The following is a 13,375-nucleotide window of genomic DNA, read 5'->3' on the forward strand; positions in this document are numbered from 1 at the left end:
GCACGGACCGATCGGCACGCGGGCCGGCCGGCGCCGCCGCTCACCAAAGGGACATGGCGGACTTTCCGCAACTCGTCGGACACGTACGCGCGTACGACCGCCGAGCGGCCGGGCGGGCGCGCGGAGGCGGCGTACGCCCCTGGGGGACGGAACTGTCGGTGGCGGCCCGTATCCTCAGTGACCATGCTCGAAGACCGTGCGACCGCAGTGTCCTCCCCCACCCTGTGGCCGGCCGCGTATCCGCAGGGATACGCGGTCGTTGACGTGGAGACCACCGGCCTGGCCCGGGACGACCGGATCATCTCGGCGGCCGTCTACCGGCTGGACGGGCGCGGCGAGGTCGAGGACCACTGGTACACCCTGGTCAACCCGGAGCGCGATCCGGGGCCCGTGTGGATACACGGCCTGACGAGCGAGGTGCTGGAGGGGGCGCCCCTCTTCGCGGACGTGGCCGAGGAGTTCGCCGCCCGGCTGGACGGCCGGGTCCTGGTCGCGCACAACGCGGTCTTCGACTGGCAGATGATCGCCCGCGAGTACGCGCGCGCCCGGCGCGAGGCACCGGTGCGGCAGCGGCTGTGCACCATCGCGCTGTCCAAAGAGCTGGGGCTGCCACTGCCCAACTTCAAGCTGGAGTCGCTGGCGGCGCACTTCGGGGTGGTCCAGCGGCGGGCGCACCACGCGCTGGACGACGCGCGCGTGCTGGCCGAGGCGTTCCGGCCCAGCCTGCGGGCCGCGGCGGCGGACGGCGTCCGGCTGCCGCTGCTGGAGTGCCGGCCGCTGACGGAGTGGTCGGACACGCCCCGGATCGGCCGACAGGCGAGCGGCGGGTACGGCGGCCACCAGCCGTCGAGCTGGCGTCCGTCCCGGAAGCGGCCCGCCTGCCCCTACCCCAACCCGGGCCGCTACGAGGACGGCAAACGCCTCAAACAGGGCATGCGGGTGGCGTTCTCCGGGGACACCTCCACCGAGCGTGAGCTGCTGGAGGACCGGGCGACCGAGGCCGGGCTGCACGTGGCGACCAGTCTGTCGCGGCTGACCAGCCTCCTGGTCACCAACGATCCCGAGTCGGGCACCTCGAAGGTGGTCAAGGCGCGGCAGTTCGGCACGCCGGTCGTCGACGAGGCCGCGTTCGGGCAGCTGCTGCGTGATGTGGAGCCCGCCGACGGGTGACGGCGGCCACCGGGCCGACCGTACGGACGGGTGATTCCCGGCGACTCGCCCCGCGTCCGCTCGCCCGGGGACCGGCGACGGCTCACCCTGTGGCGCATGGCGAGATGCGAAGTTTGCGGCAATGACTACGGAATGACCTTCGAGGTCCACGCCCAGGGCGCAGTCCACGTGTTCGACTGCTTCTCCTGTGCGATCCACCGCATGGCCCCCATCTGCGAGCACTGCCGGGTGCAGATCATCGGGCAGGGCGTGGAGGTGGAGGGCCACTGGTACTGCGGCGCCCACTGCGCCCGGGCGGAGGGCCGGACGGGGGTGGTGGACCGGGTGTGACGCGGTACCCGGCGCACGGCACCCCACGGCCCGGAGGTAACGTCGTGGGGTGCACCGCTACCGCTTCCTGCTGTCCCGCCAGTGGGTGATCCTCACCCTCGTCGCGATCGCGCTGATCCCGGCGATGATAAGGCTCGGCTTCTGGCAGCAGCACCGGTACGAGGAGCGCACCGCGCGCAACAACCTGGTCTCCGGCGCACTGCACGCCGAGCCGGTCCCCGTGGAGCGGCTCACCTCCCCCGGCCACGCCGTCAGCCGCACCGAGAGGTACCGCACGGTCACCGCGACCGGCACCTTCGACACCGCCCGCGAGGTCGTGGTCCGGCGCCGGACCAGCTCCGACGGCGAGGTCGGCTTCCACGTCCTGACCCCGTTCGTCCTCCCGGACAAGAAGGTGCTGCTGGTCAACCGGGGCTGGATCCCCGCGAACGGCGCGCAGACCGACTTCCCCCGGATCCCCGCGCCGCCCGCCGGTCGCACCACCGTCAGCGGACGGCTGATGGCCGACGAGACCACCGCCGCGAGCGGCATCAAGAACGTCAAGGGCCTGCCGGACCGGCAGATCATGCTGATCAACAGCGCGGAGGAGGCACGGCGGCTCGGCGCCCAGGTGCTCGGCGGGTACGTCGAGCAGACGGCCCCGGGCGCCAAGGGCGGCTCCCCGGAGCAGATCTCCGACCCCGGCAGCGAGGACGCGCCGCTGAACTACGCGTACATGCTCCAGTGGTGGCTGTTCGCCGCGGCGGTCCCGGTGGGCTGGTGGTTCCTCGTCCGGCGTGAGCTTCGGGACCGCGAGGAGGCCGCGGCCGAGCACGACCCGGAGGAGCAGCCGGCCGCCGTGTGACGGCCCCGCCCCGGTACCTCACTCCCCCGGCGCACCCCCGGTGCGCGCTGATGAAGTTCCTGGTGTCGGCGTGGCGGCAGCCCGACGAGGGGCTGTGGGAGGTGCGCGGTGGTCGGCGCCACTTCGTGCACTCCAAGGTGATGGTGGGGGCGACTTCCCGCAGGCGTTCAGCCACATCGGGCTGGTCAGCACCGCCCTCGCCCTCTACGGGGGCGAACAGGCAGGATAGGAACCATGGATCTTGGACTGAAGGACCGGGTGTACGTCGTCACCGGAGCCACCCGTGGACTGGGCAACGCGGTCGCGCGGGAACTCGTCGCCGACGGCGCGAAGGTGGTCATCACCGGCCGGGACGAGAAGCGGGTCGCCGACGCGGCGGCCGAACTGGGCCCGAACGCGGCCGGCGTGGCCGTCGACAACGCCGAGGCGGGGGCCGCCGAGCGGCTCGTCGCGGCCGCCCGGGAGCACTTCGGCGGCTTCCACGGCGTCCTCGTGAGCGTCGGCGGTCCGGCCCCCGGGTTCGTCGCGGACAACACGGACGAGCAGTGGCAGGGCGCCTTCGAGTCGGTGTTCCTCGGCGCGGTGCGGCTCGCCCGCGCGGCCGCGGCCGAGCTGGAGGACGGCGGGGTCATCGGGTTCGTGCTGTCCGGGTCGGTGCACGAGCCGATCCCGGGGCTGACGATCTCCAACGGCCTGCGGCCCGGGCTCGCCGGGTTCGCCAAGTCGATCGCGGACGAGCTGGGACCGCGGGGCATCCGGGTCGTCGGGCTGCTGCCGGCCCGCATCGACACCGACCGCGTGCGCGAGCTGGACGGGCTGTCCGCCGACCCCGAGGCCACCCGGGCCGCCAACGAGTCCCGGATCCCGCTGCGCCGGTACGGCAGGCCGGAGGAGTTCGGGCGGGTCGGGGCGTTCCTGCTGTCCCCGGCGGCCTCCTACCTCACCGGGATCATGGTGCCGGTGGACGGCGGGATGCGGCACGGGTTCTGACGGACCGTCTGGCGCCGGTCGGGCCCCGGTCGGGCCAGGGTCAGGTGACCCGCTCCGGGCGGTGCCCGACCGCACCCAGGCGCACCTCGGCCGGAAGTGCCGGAAGGCCCGCCGACTCCCGGGCGTGCGCCAGGGCCTGACCGGTGAAGGCGGTCAGCGCCGCCGCGGGATCCACCGCCGGGTCCAGCCGGAGCCGGGCGCTCACCGCCGGTGCCGTACGGCGGCCCGTCAGCAGGATGCCGCTGCCGGCCACGCCCTGCTGCCGGGACGCGTCCGCGGCGAGCGCCGACTCCAGGGCCTTCCCGCGCAGCACGGCGCCCTCGCCGTCGCCGGTGTCGACCACGACCTCGGCCAGACGGCGCCGGCGCAGGATCGCGGTGAGCCACCACAGGGCGAGCAGCACCAGCACGGCCAGCACGGCGATGACCGTCGGCCACCACCAGCCGGCGTCCCGCCAGTGGGTGCGCTCCGCCCTGCTGAGCAGGACGTCGTGCGGCCCGGAGTGGAGCCACCAGTGGGGCGGGCGCACGCCCAGGCCCACTGCCAGCACCGAGCCGCCCACGGCGAGCAGCACCAGACCCACGAGCGCGGTCACCACCCGGTTCACACCGCCCCGGTGCACCCGCCTCACCCCTTCCGTCCGGCCCGGCGGACCCGCACCGACAGCGCGGGGACCCGGCTCAGCCCGAGCCCGCCGACCGCGTCGCCGAGCACGGCGTCCAGGTCGGCGCGCACCTCGTCGAGGTCGCGGAAGTGCGCCAGCGCGCGCACGGCGGCCCGCCCGCGGCGCAGCCGCACCCGCACCGACCGCACGCCGGAGACCTCCATGGCCCGGTCGCGCAGCACCTGTGCGGCCGCCTCGCGCCGCAGTCCGGCGCGTACGTCGGGGTGCGGGCGTCGCATCGGCAGCAGACTCCGCAGGCCGGGCGTGACGGCGAGCACGAACAGCCACAGGCCGAGGGCGGCGGCCACGCCCGCCCCGGTCAGCACCCAGATGTCGTCCAGGGGCCGTTCGGCGAGCTGCCGGGCCAGTGCCCGGCGCCACCGCGTCGCGGGCCGGCCGGCCCGCACGGCGACGACGTCGTACAGGAGCAGCGCCGAACCGGCCAGCAGGAGCACGGCCACGATGCCGGCCGGGACACGGCGCGCCGACCAGAAGCGGCCGCTGCTCCTCGGCCGCGGGGCCGGCGAGCCGTCGGAAGGCCCGGCGGCGTCGAGGACGGGCGGTCCGGCCGTGCCGCCCGCGGGGGGCCCGGTCTCGCTCATGTGATCCTCCCGTGGGGCGCGCCGGGCGCCGGTGCCGGGTGCAGCCGCTCGACCCGGACGGCGACCTCGGGCACCTGAAGGTCCAGCAGCGCGCCCACCCGCTCCACGACCCGGCGGCGCACGGCGACGCAGCGGGCGCCGATGTCACCCGGGTAGCCCAGTTCCAGATGGACGCGGACGCGGGCCGAGTCGTGGTGCACGACCACGGTGGCGTGCGGGGCCGCCGCGCCGGAGGGCAGCGGGGCGAGCGCCTCGCGCGCCGCCTGCGCGGCGATCTTCGCGACGACCCGGTCGGCGATCCTGAGGGCGCCGCGCTCGCCGGGCGGCACCACGGTCAGGGGCGGGCGCGCCGTGCCGGTCTCCGCGCTCAAGGCGGTCACCGCCGCCGGTCGCGCCGGTCGTCGCGGGTGCGGAAGAAGTCGCCGAGTTCCAGGTCGCCCTCCAGGAACCGGCCGGCGACGAGGCCGACGGCGCCCAGCGCCGCGACCAGCACGAAGGCCCCGAACCCGCCGAACCAGCCGGCGAAGCCCAGCGCCATTCCGGCGATCATGCCGACCATGGCCATGCTCATGCGGTGCTCCTCAGCTGGTCAGGGACGCGGACGCGAGGCCGAGGAGGCCTCATTGGATGCGGGGCGGCTGGAGCTCCTCCTCTTCCTCCTCCTCGGGGAGCTTGACGTCGCTCACCGCGATGTTGACCTCGACCACCTCGAGTCCGGTCATGCGCTCCACGGCGGCGACCACGTTCTCCCGCACCGCGCGGGCGACGTCGCCGATCGACACGCCGTAGTCCACGACGATCTCCAGGTCGAGCGCCGTCTGCACGTCGCCGACCTCGGCCTTCACACCCCGGCTCACGGACTTCGAGCCGCCCGGCACCCGGTCGCGCACGGCACCGAGGGTGCGGGACAGCCCGCTGCCCATGGCGTGGACGCCGACCACGTCCCGTGCCGCGAGACCGGCGATCTTCTCCACCACGCCGTCGGCGATGGTGGTCCTTCCCCGGGTCGCCGGGTCACCGCCGCCCCGCCGGGTGGGCTTGCGGGTCGACACCTGGGGCTCGTTGTCACCGTCTGGGGTCGTCGTCATCTCGGTCATCGCCGTACGTCCCTTTCGGTCGTCGTCCTGCGACCACCGTAAGCAAGGATGCGCGGTTGCGCGCCGGGGATACGGCAGGCTGGAGGAATGACGGACGGGTGGACAAAGGGTGTCAGGCACCAACTGGCGCTGGGCAGGCTGCTGCCGCTCGGCGGACCGCGCGACGGCGCGTGGATCGCCGAGGGGGCGGCCGCGGCGGTACTGGCCGCCGCGGCGGCGGACCTGCCCGGGGTACGGCTGGGTGCGCTGCGGATCACGTCGGCCGATCCCGACGACGTCCAGGAACCGGTGGTGGCGCCGCCGCCGGGCGCCCTGCCGCCCGGCTCCCTCCGGGTGACGGCGGACTTCGCGGCAGGCGCCACGGAGCCGCTGCCGGAGACGGCCGCGCGACTGCGCCTGGTGCTGGCGGCGGCCGCGGCCGAACGCCTCGGTCTCGCCGTCACGGAGGTGGACCTGAGGGTGACGGGCCTGCTGGAGACGGACGCGCCGGAGCCCGCCGACGGGCGGCCCGGGGCGGCCCGCGCCGTGCGGCGGCCGCAGGCCGCCCGGGAGGCGGCGGACCCGGACGAGGCCCGGGCGGTCGTGGCCGCGCTCGCGGTGCCCGGGGTGGCCCGGCTGACCGGTTCGCTCGGCGGACTCGGCCGCGCGGTGCGCATCGAGCGGAGCACCGTCGGCACGTCACTGCCCCGCCGGCAGGTGCGCGTGGAACTGACGACGGGCGCGGGGCACCGGGCCGTGGACGTGGCCCGTCTGGTGCGGATCGCGGTCCGCGACGCCTTCGACGATCACCCGGCGGTGACGGTGCTGGTCACCGACGTGGAGTGACCGCACCGCCGGTGGCATCACCACCGGCCGGTGCGTCACAGGGCCCGAAACGGCGGTCACCGGGTCCGGGACGGCAGTCACCGGGCCCCGGGACGGCAGTCACCGGGTCCGGAGACGGCTGTCACGGGGCCCGCGACGGCTCATTCGCCGATGCCGGCCAGGTCCCGCAGCCGCCGGCTCTGGGCAGCGCGCTCGGCGGCCCGCTGCTCGTCGTAGGTGCGGCCGGCCGCACCCCGCAGCAGTGCCTTGGTCTCCACGACCGCGTCCCGCGGCGCGGAGAGCAGCGCGGCGGACAGGTCCCGCGCGGCGCCGTCGAGTTCCCCGGCGGGCACCGCGAGGTTGGCCAGCCCGGACGCCACCGCCTCCTCGGCGCCGACGAACCGTCCGGTCACGCAGATCTCGAGCGCGCGGGCGTACCCGACGAGGCCGACCAGCGGATGCGTGCCGGTCAGGTCGGGAACGATGCCGAGGGCGGTCTCGCGCATGGCGAACTGCACGTCGTCGGCGACGACCCGCAGGTCGCAGGCGAGCGCGAGCTGGAACCCGGCACCGATGGCGTGCCCCTGGACGGCGGCGACGGACACGATGTCGCTGCGCCGCCACCAGGTGAACGCCTCCTGGAATTCGGCGATGGACGCGTCGAGCTCGGCGTCGTCACGGCGCGCGAGATCGGTGAAGGTCGGCTCGCCCGGAATCCCCTCCAGGGTGAACATCTGACGGTCCAGCCCAGCGGAGAAGGACCTGCCCTCGCCGCGCAGCACCACGACACGGACGGAGCCCGGCAGCAGCCGGCCGGCCTCGGTGAGCGCCCGCCACAGGGCGGGGCTCTGCGCGTTGCGCTTGGCCGGGTTGGTCAGCGTCACCGTGGCGAGCGCGTCGTCGACGGTGAGCCGTACGCCGTCCTTGTCGAGTACAGGAGCGAGGTCCTGGTCGGGCGAAGCCATGGGGCGCCTCCGGTGGGTGCAGTCGTCGCGCATGCCGACGGCATGCCAAGTGACTGCACAGTAACCACCCGGCCGATCAAGGGGCACCCCCGGGCCCGTCAGGGACCCTGGGGGCGGACCGACCGGATGGTCACCATCGAAGACGGTGGGCCGCCCGGAGTCAGGACGTTGCGGCCTTCTTGCCCCGTGTCGCTCCGCCACGCCCACGGAGCGTGACGCCCGACTCGCTGAGCATCCGGTGCACGAAGCCATACGAGCGGCCGGTCTCTTCGGCCAGCGCCCGGATGCTCGCACCGGAGTCGTACTTCTTCTTCAGGTCTGCCGCGAGCTTGTCGCGCGCGGCGCCGGTCACCCGGCTGCCCTTCTTCAGAGTCTCGGCCACCCGTGCCTCCTCATGGGAAGTGCGCTCTGGTCTCCTCATGATCACCCCTCCGGGGCGGGATGGCCACCCATTCGGCAAGGTCCGTGAGACATCGTTGTGACGACAGGAGCGCATCCCCACATCAGGAACCGGGGATTCCGCCATGGCGTATGCGGCGGCCCGGCCGGGCTGATTCGCGAAGTGCCAGGTCAGCGAAGCGCGGCGGCCGATCCCCGGACAGAGAGGGGATCGGCCGCGAAATCGGTGTACGACACACCTCGATACGAGGAGATCTCACACAGATGGTGGATCACGGCTAGGCCGAATGATCCATACGCAGTGGATCAGTCCTCGCCCGGGCCGTCCCGGTCACTCCCGGGTCACGCCAGGGCGACGAGATCCGCGTAGTCGGAGCCCCACAGGTCCTCGACGCCGTCCGGCAGCAGGATGATCCGCTCGGGCTGGAGCGCCTCGACGGCGCCCTCGTCGTGGGTGACGAGCACGACCGCGCCCTTGTAGGTGCGCAGCGCGCCGAGGATCTCCTCACGGCTGGCGGGGTCGAGGTTGTTGGTCGGCTCGTCGAGGAGCAGGACGTTCGCGGCGGAGACGACCAGCGTGGCCAGGGCGAGACGGGTCTTCTCACCGCCGGACAGGACGCCGGCCGGCTTGTCGACGTCGTCCCCGGAGAACAGGAACGAGCCCAGCACCTTGCGGACCTCCACGAGGTCCATGTCGGGGGCGGACGAGCGCATGTTCTCCAGGACCGTGCGCTCGGGATCCAGGGTCTCGTGCTCCTGGGCGTAGTAGCCGAGCTTGAGGCCGTGGCCGGGCACGACCTCGCCGGTGTCGGGCCGCTCCACACCGCCGAGCAGGCGCAGCAGGGTGGTCTTGCCGGCGCCGTTGAGGCCGAGGATGACGACCCGGGAGCCCTTGTCGATGGCCAGGTCGACGTCGGTGAAGATCTCCAGCGAGCCGTACGACTTCGACAGTCCCTCCGCCATCAGCGGGGTCTTGCCGCAGGGCGCGGGCTCGGGGAAGCGGAGCTTGGCGACCTTGTCGGACTGGCGGACCGCCTCCAGGCCGGAGAGCAGCTTGTCGGCGCGGCGCGCCATGTTCTGGGCGGCGACCGTCTTGGTGGCCTTGGCACGCATCTTGTCGGCCTGCGAGTGCAGGGCGGCGGCCTTCTTCTCGGCGTTGGCGCGCTCCCGCTTGCGGCGCTTCTCGTCGGCCTCGCGCTGCTGCTGGTAGAGCTTCCAGCCCATGTTGTAGACGTCGATCTGGGACCGGTTCGCGTCCAGGTAGAACACCTTGTTGACGACCGTCTCGACCAGGTCGACGTCGTGGGAGATCACGATGAAGCCGCCGCGGTAGGTCTTCAGGTAGTCGCGCAGCCAGATGATCGAGTCCGCGTCGAGGTGGTTGGTCGGCTCGTCGAGCAGCAGGGTGTCGGCGTCCGAGAAGAGGATGCGCGCCAGCTCGATACGGCGGCGCTGACCGCCGGAGAGCGTGTGCAGGGGCTGGCCGAGCACGCGGTCGGGGAGGTTGAGCGCGGCGGCGATGGTCGCGGCCTCGGCCTCGGCCGCGTAGCCCCCCTTGGTGAGGAACTCCGTCTCCTGGCGCTCGTACTGCTTCATGGCCTTGTCGCGGGTGGCGCCCTTGCCGTTGGCGATGCGCTGCTCGTTGTCGCGCATCTTGCGGATCAGCACGTCGAGGCCGCGGGCGGACAGGACGCGGTCGCGGGCGAGGACGTCGAGGTCGCCGGTGCGGGGGTCCTGCGGCAGGTAGCCGACCTCGCCGGAGCGGGTCACGGTGCCGCCGGCCGGGATGCCCTCGCCGGCGAGGACCTTGGTCAGGGTGGTCTTGCCTGCGCCGTTGCGGCCGACGAGGCCGATGCGGTCGCCCTTGGCGACGCGGAAGGTGGCGTTCTCGATGAGGACGCGCGCACCGGCGCGCAGCTCGATACCGGAGGCGGAGATCACGGACAGACTCCAGGACGTACGTGGGTGGCGGGTGGGCGGCTGAGGACGTTCCCGCCGTCTAATGCGCGAGGAGAATGGCCATGGAGGCAATTCTAACGGGGCCGTGCAAGCGGTTTTTCTACGTGCGCGTGTTCGGGCCGCGGCGCGGGGCGTCGTCGGTGGCGACTGCGAGACTCGGAACCGGGGCGGGGCACGACGGGATCACGGCAGGACCAGGGCAGGACCGACACACCGAGGAGTGATCGGCATGGCAGGCACCGGCGGACGGCCGAGCATCTACCCGACGCTGCTGTACGCGGACGCCAAGGCGGCGATCCGGCAGCTCACCGAGGCCTTCGGGTTCACCGAGCTGTCGGTGTACGAGGCGCAGGACGGCACGGTGATGCACGCCGAGCTGGTCCAGGGCAGGGGCGCGGTGATGGTCGGCTCCAAGGGCCGCGGCGGCCTGTTCGACTCGGCGATGAGGGGCGCGGGTCCTGCGGGGGTGTACGTCGTCGTGGACGACGTCGACGCCCATCACCAGCGGGCCGTGGAGCACGGCGTGGAGATCCTGCTGCCCCCGACGGACCAGGACTACGGCTCGCGGGACTACCTGGCCCGGGACGCCGAGGGCAACATCTGGAGTTTCGGCACGTACGCCCCCGAGATCGGCGGCTGAGCGGCCCGGTCCCGGCGCCCGCCGGCTATCCCCCGGTGTGCACCTGGAAGGCGGCCCGGCGCACGGCCTTGGCGAGGGCCGGGTCCGGGTGGGCGGCGGCGAGCGCGACCAGGACCTGCACGGTGCGCGGGTGGCCGACGGCGCGGACCTCGTCCAGCAGCACGGGGACGGTGGGCTGCACCGCGGCCTCCAGGTGCCGTACCAGCATCGTCGTCTCGCCGTGGTCGGCGACGGCGGCCGCGGTGTCGACCCACAGCCAGGTGGCCTCCTCGCGGGTGAGGACCTCGTGGGCGTCCTCCGGGTCGACGCCGTCGTGCTCGGCGAGCCACAGCAGGGCGTACGGCCGCAGCGCCGGGTCGTCCACGACGGACCGTACGTCGGGTTCGGCGGGGGCGCCGACGACGCGCAGCGCCTCGAAGGCGAGGCCGCGCAGCAGGGCGTCCTCGCCGCGGGCGGCGGCGAGCAGTTCGGTGACGGCGCTGCCGACGGGACGGGCGGCCAGCCAGGCTCGGTACTCGGCGCGGGCGGCGTTGGGCCGCAGCTGGGCGCAGCCGCGGAGCATGTCCTCGGCGGACTGCTCGATGTTCCCGGCGGGGCTCTGGGCGGCCACGCAGATCTGCTCCAGCTTGACCCAGACCGCCCAGCTGCCCAGCGGAGTGAGCGTGGCCTGGTTGTCGCCGCAGGTCAGGGCGCCGACGGAGGCGAGGGCGCGCAGGGCCCAGCCGAGCAGGGGCGGCAGCGGGGTGTCCCCGGGCGCCGGCTCGACGGGGCCGGCGGACTCGGCGGAGCCGGGCTCGTAGGAGACCTCGCAGCGCTCGGTGCGCAGTTCCGTGACCCGCTGCTGGAGCAGGTCGAGGAGCTGCTCCACCGGGACGGGCCCGGCGGAGAGCTGGAGGAAGGAGAGCACCTGCGGCATGGCCGAGACGACCTCGGCGACGGCGGCCGGCTCGTGGTCCGCGGGTTCCGGGCAGGCGAGCGACCAGGCGTCGAAGAGGGCCACCCAGCCGCGCAGCACGGCGCTGTCGTCGCGGTCCCAGGCGCGCAGGCGCCAGCCGGGGCGTGCGCTGTCCCCGTGCACCTCGACCAGCCCGGCGAGGCGGGCGGTGTCCCATTCGGCGCGGACCCGGGTGACGTCGAGGCCGAGGTCGGCGGCGGCGCGCTCGGCGGTGGCGTCGGAGAGGGTGGCCTTGCCGTCGGCCGTGGCGGCGTCGCTCCCCGGCCCGAGGGCGGCGTCGGCCCAGCGGGCCACCCGGACCGCGCCGGCCAGTCCGGTGCGCGCCATTCTGGCCAGTTCCGCGGGCGCGGGGGTGCCCTCCGGCGGCCGGGGTGCGGGGCGGCGCGGGCGCCGCTGGTTCACAGCTGTGGGGGCGGCGGCCAGGGGTCGCGGTCGGACGATTCGAAGCCTGGAGTCGCGCGGGATACGGGACGTCACGGGTGCAGTCTTCCGGTTGACGGTCCGAAAACCCAAACGGAATGTCACGGGGGGCGACGGGGCTGGCCAACGCACCGGGTCCGATGCCGGGGGAACGGTCATGATCAGGCCAGTGGTACGCCCGTAAACGGAACCCCTGGAACCGGGGCTTCCGACTCGTTCTCGCAACGCGTTGCACGACGCGTTCCACGACGTGTCCCGCGACGCGTCGCGGGAGAGCCGGAAGCCACCGGGCCGGGCGGGGCCTACATCAGGGGGGTCAGGAAGCGGCGCAGGCGTTCCTCGTACTCCTCGGGGTCGGCGTTCCACATCGCCGCGTGCGAGGCCTGGGCGACCGTGTGCAGGGCCACCCGGTCGGGGCGGCGGTCGGCCAGGCGGCGGGAGTACTCCCAGGGGGCGACCGCGTCGTCCGGGCCGTGAATGATCAGGGTGGGCAGGTCGATCCGGTCGAAGACGACCGTCCCGGCGGACCGGTCGGCGTGCAGACCGGCCCGGCCCTGCGCGGCGCGCACCGCGAGCGGCAGCAGCGGCTCCGGGGTGTGCCGGGCCTGGGCGAGGGCGCGCAGGGTGGCCTCCCAGTCGAGGACGGGTGAGTCCAGGACGAGGCCGGCGACCCGGTCGCGCACGGCGGAGTGCTCGGCGGCGCGCAGGGCCATGGTGGCGCCGGTGGACCAGCCGAGCAGCACCACCCGGCGGGCGCCGTAGCGCACGGCGTAGCGGATCGCCGCGTCCAGGTCGCGCCACTCGGTCTCGCCCAGGTGGTTCAGGCCGTCGGGCGGGCGCGGCGCGCCGAGGTCGCCGCGGTAGGAGAGCGCGAGGACCGGCAGCCGGCGGCCGTGCAGGAACTCCATGACGTTCAGGGCCTGCTCGCGGGTGGTGCCGAGGCCGTGCACGGCGATCACCCACATGTCCCGGCTGCCGGGCACGAACCAGGCGGGCAGGGGGCCGAGCTCCCCCGGCACGTCCACGTCGGCGAAGTCGAGCCCCAGGGCTGCGGCCGGGTTGCCGACGTACACGTTCGGAGTGAGCCAGACGGCGGCACCGGGCGCGAAGCTGCCGTGCGTGACCCGCTCCAGGCGCCGTACGACGGTGTCGGCGGTCTCCGCGGCCGTGCCGAGCACGGGCCCGACGACCGCGTGCGAGCCGTCGCCGGCCAGGCCGTAGGTGCCCGGACGCAGCGAGGCGAGATCACGGGTGAGGGTGATCCGGCCGGGGGCCGTGCCGTGCACGGTGAGCCGGGGTTCGGTGGGCAGGGGACGACCCGCGGGCGCCTTCAGCGCGGCGTCGCTGGCGAGTCGACCGGCGGCCACGGAGGCCGCGCCGGCGGCCAGCACGGCGGTGAGTGCGGCGGCGGTGGCTCTGACGGTGCGCACGGCTCCAGTGTCGGGGCGGTCCGTGCGCACGGCCAGTGGAAGGGCGGGCCGGGGCGGGAGCGTGCGCGGCGGGCGCGGCCTCGGCAGCGCGGGACGCCCGCGGCGC

General features: G+C 74.3%; 16 protein-coding genes and 1 pseudogene. 7 read left to right on the top strand and 10 right to left on the bottom strand.

Annotation, left to right across the window (positions count from 1 at the left end):
• The first annotated feature begins 183 nt into the window (after positions 1-183).
• From PV343_RS31700 to PV343_RS31720, 5 genes and pseudogenes are all read left to right on the top strand, one after another.
• Positions 184-1,170, top strand: coding sequence for a DEDDh family exonuclease (locus tag PV343_RS31700; RefSeq protein ID WP_319150481.1), 987 nt, complete (start codon positions 184-186; stop codon positions 1,168-1,170).
• A 96-nt stretch (positions 1,171-1,266) separates the two neighbouring features.
• The gene (locus tag PV343_RS31705) at positions 1,267-1,500 is read left to right on the top strand and encodes a hypothetical protein (protein ID WP_020939201.1); all 234 of its coding nucleotides are present in this window, start codon (positions 1,267-1,269) and stop codon (positions 1,498-1,500) included.
• 49 nt (positions 1,501-1,549) lie between these two features.
• Positions 1,550-2,344 carry an SURF1 family protein gene (locus PV343_RS31710; protein WP_319150482.1) on the top strand — a complete coding sequence of 265 codons (795 nt, stop codon included), beginning with the start codon at positions 1,550-1,552 and terminating at the stop codon, positions 2,342-2,344.
• Between the two features lie 38 nt (positions 2,345-2,382).
• A pseudogene (locus PV343_RS31715) lies at positions 2,383-2,508 on the top strand (glycoside hydrolase family 15 protein); the annotation flags it as partial.
• 70 nt (positions 2,509-2,578) lie between these two features.
• Complete coding sequence (locus PV343_RS31720; protein ID WP_319150483.1) at positions 2,579-3,334, top strand: SDR family oxidoreductase; 756 nt, start codon at positions 2,579-2,581, stop codon at positions 3,332-3,334.
• A gap of 40 nt (positions 3,335-3,374) precedes the next feature.
• Here the strand turns inward: PV343_RS31720 and amaP are convergent, their stop codons facing one another.
• From amaP to PV343_RS31745, 5 genes are read right to left on the bottom strand one after another with little or no spacing between them, the layout of a single operon-like run.
• The gene (gene amaP / locus PV343_RS31725; protein WP_319150484.1) at positions 3,375-3,965 is read right to left on the bottom strand and encodes an alkaline shock response membrane anchor protein AmaP; all 591 of its coding nucleotides are present in this window, start codon (positions 3,963-3,965) and stop codon (positions 3,375-3,377) included.
• Positions 3,962-4,600 (bottom strand): DUF6286 domain-containing protein, encoded by a 639-nt coding sequence (locus PV343_RS31730; protein ID WP_319150485.1) that lies wholly within the window; start codon positions 4,598-4,600, stop codon positions 3,962-3,964. The genes amaP and PV343_RS31730 overlap by 4 nt, the downstream gene beginning before the upstream one ends.
• On the bottom strand, positions 4,597-4,980 hold the full coding sequence (locus tag PV343_RS31735; RefSeq protein WP_319150486.1) for a hypothetical protein: 384 nt from the start codon (positions 4,978-4,980) through the stop codon (positions 4,597-4,599). Before PV343_RS31735 ends, PV343_RS31730 begins: the two co-directional genes overlap by 4 nt.
• Complete coding sequence (locus PV343_RS31740; protein ID WP_319150487.1) at positions 4,977-5,171, bottom strand: hypothetical protein; 195 nt, start codon at positions 5,169-5,171, stop codon at positions 4,977-4,979. The genes PV343_RS31735 and PV343_RS31740 overlap by 4 nt, the downstream gene beginning before the upstream one ends.
• 49 nt (positions 5,172-5,220) lie before the next feature.
• Positions 5,221-5,697, bottom strand: a complete 477-nt coding sequence (locus tag PV343_RS31745) for an Asp23/Gls24 family envelope stress response protein (protein ID WP_319150488.1) — start codon at positions 5,695-5,697, stop codon at positions 5,221-5,223.
• 87 nt (positions 5,698-5,784) lie between these two features.
• Here PV343_RS31745 and PV343_RS31750 point away from each other — a divergent pair, with 87 nt between their 5' ends.
• On the top strand, positions 5,785-6,522 hold the full coding sequence (locus PV343_RS31750) for a nucleopolyhedrovirus P10 family protein (RefSeq protein WP_319150489.1): 738 nt from the start codon (positions 5,785-5,787) through the stop codon (positions 6,520-6,522).
• Between the two features lie 140 nt (positions 6,523-6,662).
• Here PV343_RS31750 and PV343_RS31755 read toward each other — a convergent pair whose 3' ends face one another.
• The 3 genes from PV343_RS31755 to PV343_RS31765 form a co-directional block, all read right to left on the bottom strand.
• Entirely contained in the window at positions 6,663-7,466 is an 804-nt protein-coding gene (locus tag PV343_RS31755) for an enoyl-CoA hydratase/isomerase family protein (RefSeq protein ID WP_319150490.1), read from the bottom strand.
• Between the two features lie 160 nt (positions 7,467-7,626).
• Complete coding sequence (locus tag PV343_RS31760) at positions 7,627-7,848, bottom strand: helix-turn-helix domain-containing protein (protein ID WP_010355597.1); 222 nt, start codon at positions 7,846-7,848, stop codon at positions 7,627-7,629.
• A gap of 359 nt (positions 7,849-8,207) precedes the next feature.
• Positions 8,208-9,806, bottom strand: coding sequence for an ABC-F family ATP-binding cassette domain-containing protein (locus tag PV343_RS31765; protein WP_319150491.1), 1,599 nt, complete (start codon positions 9,804-9,806; stop codon positions 8,208-8,210).
• A 247-nt stretch (positions 9,807-10,053) separates the two neighbouring features.
• Between PV343_RS31765 and PV343_RS31770 the strand changes: the two genes are divergently transcribed.
• Positions 10,054-10,464: a VOC family protein gene (locus PV343_RS31770; RefSeq protein ID WP_319150492.1), complete on the top strand. Its 411-nt coding sequence runs from the start codon at positions 10,054-10,056 to the stop codon at positions 10,462-10,464.
• A gap of 25 nt (positions 10,465-10,489) precedes the next feature.
• On the opposite strand, the gene PV343_RS31775 is transcribed toward PV343_RS31770, so the two are convergent.
• A complete protein-coding gene (locus PV343_RS31775; RefSeq protein ID WP_319150493.1) occupies positions 10,490-11,896 on the bottom strand; it encodes a hypothetical protein in 1,407 nt (468 codons plus the stop codon).
• Positions 11,897-12,141: 245 nt separating this feature from the next.
• Positions 12,142-13,269, bottom strand: coding sequence for an alpha/beta hydrolase (locus PV343_RS31780; protein ID WP_319150494.1), 1,128 nt, complete (start codon positions 13,267-13,269; stop codon positions 12,142-12,144).
• Positions 13,270-13,375 lie beyond the last annotated feature (106 nt).

The organism is Streptomyces sp. WI03-4A (assembly GCF_033792105.1).
Lineage (GTDB): Bacteria > Actinomycetota > Actinomycetes > Streptomycetales > Streptomycetaceae > Streptomyces > Streptomyces collinus_A.

Coding starts and splice junctions, on each gene's coding strand:
- PV343_RS31700 (WP_319150481.1), top strand. CDS start 184: ATGCTCGAAGACCGTGCGACCGCAGTGTCCTCCCCCACCCTGTGGCCG.
- PV343_RS31705 (WP_020939201.1), top strand. CDS start 1,267: ATGGCGAGATGCGAAGTTTGCGGCAATGACTACGGAATGACCTTCGAG.
- PV343_RS31720 (WP_319150483.1), top strand. CDS start 2,579: ATGGATCTTGGACTGAAGGACCGGGTGTACGTCGTCACCGGAGCCACC.
- PV343_RS31730 (WP_319150485.1), bottom strand. CDS start 4,600: ATGAGCGAGACCGGGCCCCCCGCGGGCGGCACGGCCGGACCGCCCGTC.
- PV343_RS31740 (WP_319150487.1), bottom strand. CDS start 5,171: ATGAGCATGGCCATGGTCGGCATGATCGCCGGAATGGCGCTGGGCTTC.
- PV343_RS31745 (WP_319150488.1), bottom strand. CDS start 5,697: ATGACCGAGATGACGACGACCCCAGACGGTGACAACGAGCCCCAGGTG.
- PV343_RS31750 (WP_319150489.1), top strand. CDS start 5,785: ATGACGGACGGGTGGACAAAGGGTGTCAGGCACCAACTGGCGCTGGGC.
- PV343_RS31755 (WP_319150490.1), bottom strand. CDS start 7,466: ATGGCTTCGCCCGACCAGGACCTCGCTCCTGTACTCGACAAGGACGGC.
- PV343_RS31770 (WP_319150492.1), top strand. CDS start 10,054: ATGGCAGGCACCGGCGGACGGCCGAGCATCTACCCGACGCTGCTGTAC.